This window comes from Verrucomicrobium sp. BvORR034 (assembly GCF_000739635.1).
In the GTDB taxonomy this organism is placed as follows: Bacteria; Verrucomicrobiota; Verrucomicrobiia; order Verrucomicrobiales; family Verrucomicrobiaceae; genus Verrucomicrobium.
On the sequence record NZ_BATQ01000090.1, the window covers coordinates 1 to 3,091 of the forward strand.

A 3,091-nucleotide genomic window follows, 5' to 3' on the forward strand; every position below is an offset into this window, starting at 1 on the left:
AGGCGCTCGTTTTAGATGTTGAGGGCTGTAGGCCCGACGTCATTCAGGGATGCTCGTCATAGGCAGACTTGATGACACCGGGCCTACAGCCCTCAAGGGTAGTTTGGCCATCTATCCCTGGGGCGTTGCCCCAGGCTGGTATGAACCTGGACCTTCGGCCCTTCTGAAAGGGGCTCACCAGTTACAGTCGTGGCGGTTGCACCATCGCGGCTCCGAGGCGCGCCAAGGCAAAACAGCAAGACGATCCGTTTTCCCTGATCTGATGGCATTGGTCCCGCATGCGGGACGGAACTCCAACCCCGGTGCAGAGCTGAGGGTGTAGTCCGGCTGTCCCCAGCCGGGGTTGTGAGCGGAGTGGGGGAGGGGTGATTGCTGATAGATGGCGTGGCTGCATGCCACGTCAGGGGTAACACGTCCCTGAGCCGCATAAATGCGGTACTCCAACCCTGCAGTTGGACCGGAGAGGGTTGGAGTTCCGCCTTCAGGCGGGCGCGGATTCAATATACGTTCAAAGAACGTGTCTACGACCTTCCACCATCCCGCCATCTTCTCACCCGAAGCCCGAGAGCCCTACGCGGGGGACCCTACACCTTCTCCACACTCGCCACAGCCATGGCGGCCACACCTTCTTCTCTCCCCACGAAGCCCATGCGCTCATTGGTCGTGGCTTTCACCCCGATCAGGTCTGGCGTCAGCCCCAAGGCTGCGGCGATCTTCTCTTTCATCGCCGTGCGATGGGGGTTCACCTTGGGAGCCTCCGCCACCACGGTGCTGTCCACGTTCACAATCTTCATGCCCTTGTCAGCCGCGATCTGGGCGACCTTCTCCAAAATCTTGAGGCTGCTGATGCCCTCGATGCTGGCGTCGGTGGGCGGAAACCAGTGGCCGATATCCGGCTCCCCCAAGGCGCCCAGTACGGCATCCGCGATGGCATGGCTCAGCACATCAGCATCGGAGTGGCCCTTCAGGCCCCGATGGTGCGGGATCTCCACACCCCCGAGAATGAAGGCGCGGCCTTCTGCATACTGGTGGACGTCGTAGCCTATGCCGACACGGGTGGACATTTCGGTAAATCAGTAAATCGGTGATTCAGTAACTCAGGGGATCAGGGACTTGAAGGCGCGCCTTAAAGGTACGGGTTCATGTCGATCTTGCCGTTGGTGGCGACGATGAACATCTTGCCCTCGTGAGTGCGGCTGGGCTGCTCGATGAATGTGCCACCTGCGCCTTCCAGAATGAGGCGGCCTGCGGCCACGTCCCACTCGCTGATCTGCTCCTCCACATAAGCATCGAGACGGCCACAGGCGATGTATGCCAGGGCCAAGGCCGCGCTGCCGAGCATGCGGGTCTTTTTCACCGCCAGGGAGATGCGCTTGTAGCGCTCAAAGCTGGCAAGGATGGCCTCCTCGCTCTTGGAGAAACCGCAGGTCACCACGGCGTCGCTGATCTTCGTCCGGGCACTGGTGCGGATGGTCTTGCCGTTGAGCGTGGGGGCGGAGCCTTTTTCCACGGCCCAAGTCTCGTCCTGGTTCGGGTCATAGATGACGCCAGCGACCAGTTCGCCATTCACCTTCACGCCGATGGAGACGCAGAAGTGCGGGATGCCGTAGAAGAAATTCACGGTGCCGTCGATGGGGTCCACGATCCACTGGGTGGTGCCATCGGGATTGCCAGCGTCGCCTTCTTCGCCCAGCACGGCATGGTCAGGGAAATGCTTCAAAATGATGTCCGTGATCAGCGTCTGGCAGCGCACATCGAGATCGAGCTTGATGTCGTACTGCAGCATCTCATTCACGGCGAGGTCGGACCCCAGGTTCTCGCGTTGCAGCTGGCCGGCGGCGTGGGCGGCTTCAAGGGCGACACTCAGGAGGGAACTCGAACTCATGGAGGGAAGGGGACTACTGGGAAGCCAGCGCTACGACCCTTCGGATGATCTCGCGCGCCAGCGATTGCTTGGACTGTTTGGGAATCAGCTCCGTCTCGCCCGAAGGGAGGCAGAGCATGACTTCGTTTTCCGTGCTGTCAAACCCCGTGTCCTTGCGGCTCACGTCATTGGCAATCACCAGGTCGCACCCCTTGCGCTTGAGCTTGTCCTGGGCATTGGCGACCAAGTTCTGTGTCTCGGCCGCAAATCCCACCAGGTACCCAGTGAAACCGAAGACGCTACGCATGGAGCCCAGCACATCCGGGTTGCGCTCCAGTTCGAGAATCAAGGTGTCTGCCTGCTTTTTGATCTTCTGTTCCGCCACGACCTTCGGGCGGTAGTCGGCCACTGCGGCAGCGTGGATTGCAAGCTGAGGTGGTGGTTCACTCAGAGTGAGTTGGCGCACCTTTTCCCACATTTGCTGGGCGGTTTCCACGAAGTGCATCTTCACGCCGTCGGTGGGGAGCAGGCTCACCGGCCCGCTCACGAGATCCACCAGATGCCCCTCGGCCACCGCGGCTTCAGCCAAGGCATACCCCATCCGACCGGAGGACCTGTTGGTGAGGTAGCGAACGGGATCAAGCGGCTCGCGAGTGGGGCCTGCGGTGATGAGGATCTTCATGTCTGCGGCAGGTTCATTCCTCCAGATGCCTCTCCCTAGACTGTAACCTAATGCAGTTTAGAGTTCCTCTGTGTTCTCTGTACCTCTGTGGTTAAAATCGAACGCCCTAGAGCCACCTACACATCCAGAAACTCCCGAACGGCCAGGCGGTTCATATACCACTCTACGAGTTGAGGCCCATAGAAGAGCCAAATCATTGCGCCACCAGCCAGATACGGGCCAAAGGGGATCTTGCTGCTCCATTCCGTCTTGCCGAAAAGGCGCGGCACGACGCCGATGATGCTGCCCAGCACAGAGGCGACCACGACCGTGAAAAGCACCGCCTGCCAGCCGAGGAAGCTGCCGATCATGGCCAGCAGGTAGATATCGCCGTAGCCCATGGCCTCACGAGGGATGAGTACCTTGGTGGCCTGGCCCTCCAGCTTCTTGATGTCCTCCAGCGTGGAGTGTTGCACCTCCGGGCCCGATTCCGGGCTGATCTTCATGGCGTTCTCCCGCAGTTCCAGCTGGCAGGGGCCATAGCTGGTTTCGTTCACCTTGAGTTC

The 3,091-nt window shown here is 60.3% G+C and carries 4 protein-coding genes; all 4 read right to left on the reverse strand.

Annotated features, from left to right (window positions below; all coding sequences use genetic code 11):
• Positions 1–584 precede the first annotated feature (584 nt).
• Positions 585–1,064, reverse strand: a complete 480-nt coding sequence (gene ispF, locus BV034_RS15220; protein ID WP_050027861.1) for a 2-C-methyl-D-erythritol 2,4-cyclodiphosphate synthase — start codon at positions 1,062–1,064, stop codon at positions 585–587.
• A 62-nt stretch (positions 1,065–1,126) separates the two neighbouring features.
• On the reverse strand, positions 1,127–1,885 hold the full coding sequence (locus BV034_RS15225; RefSeq protein ID WP_050027862.1) for an inositol monophosphatase family protein: 759 nt from the start codon (positions 1,883–1,885) through the stop codon (positions 1,127–1,129).
• 13 nt (positions 1,886–1,898) lie between these two features.
• Positions 1,899–2,546 carry a phosphopantothenoylcysteine decarboxylase gene (locus BV034_RS15230; protein ID WP_050027863.1) on the reverse strand — a complete coding sequence of 216 codons (648 nt, stop codon included), beginning with the start codon at positions 2,544–2,546 and terminating at the stop codon, positions 1,899–1,901.
• A 116-nt stretch (positions 2,547–2,662) separates the two neighbouring features.
• Positions 2,663–3,091: A24 family peptidase (locus tag BV034_RS15235; RefSeq protein WP_265593035.1), on the reverse strand; the 429-nt coding region annotated here is incomplete at its 5' end.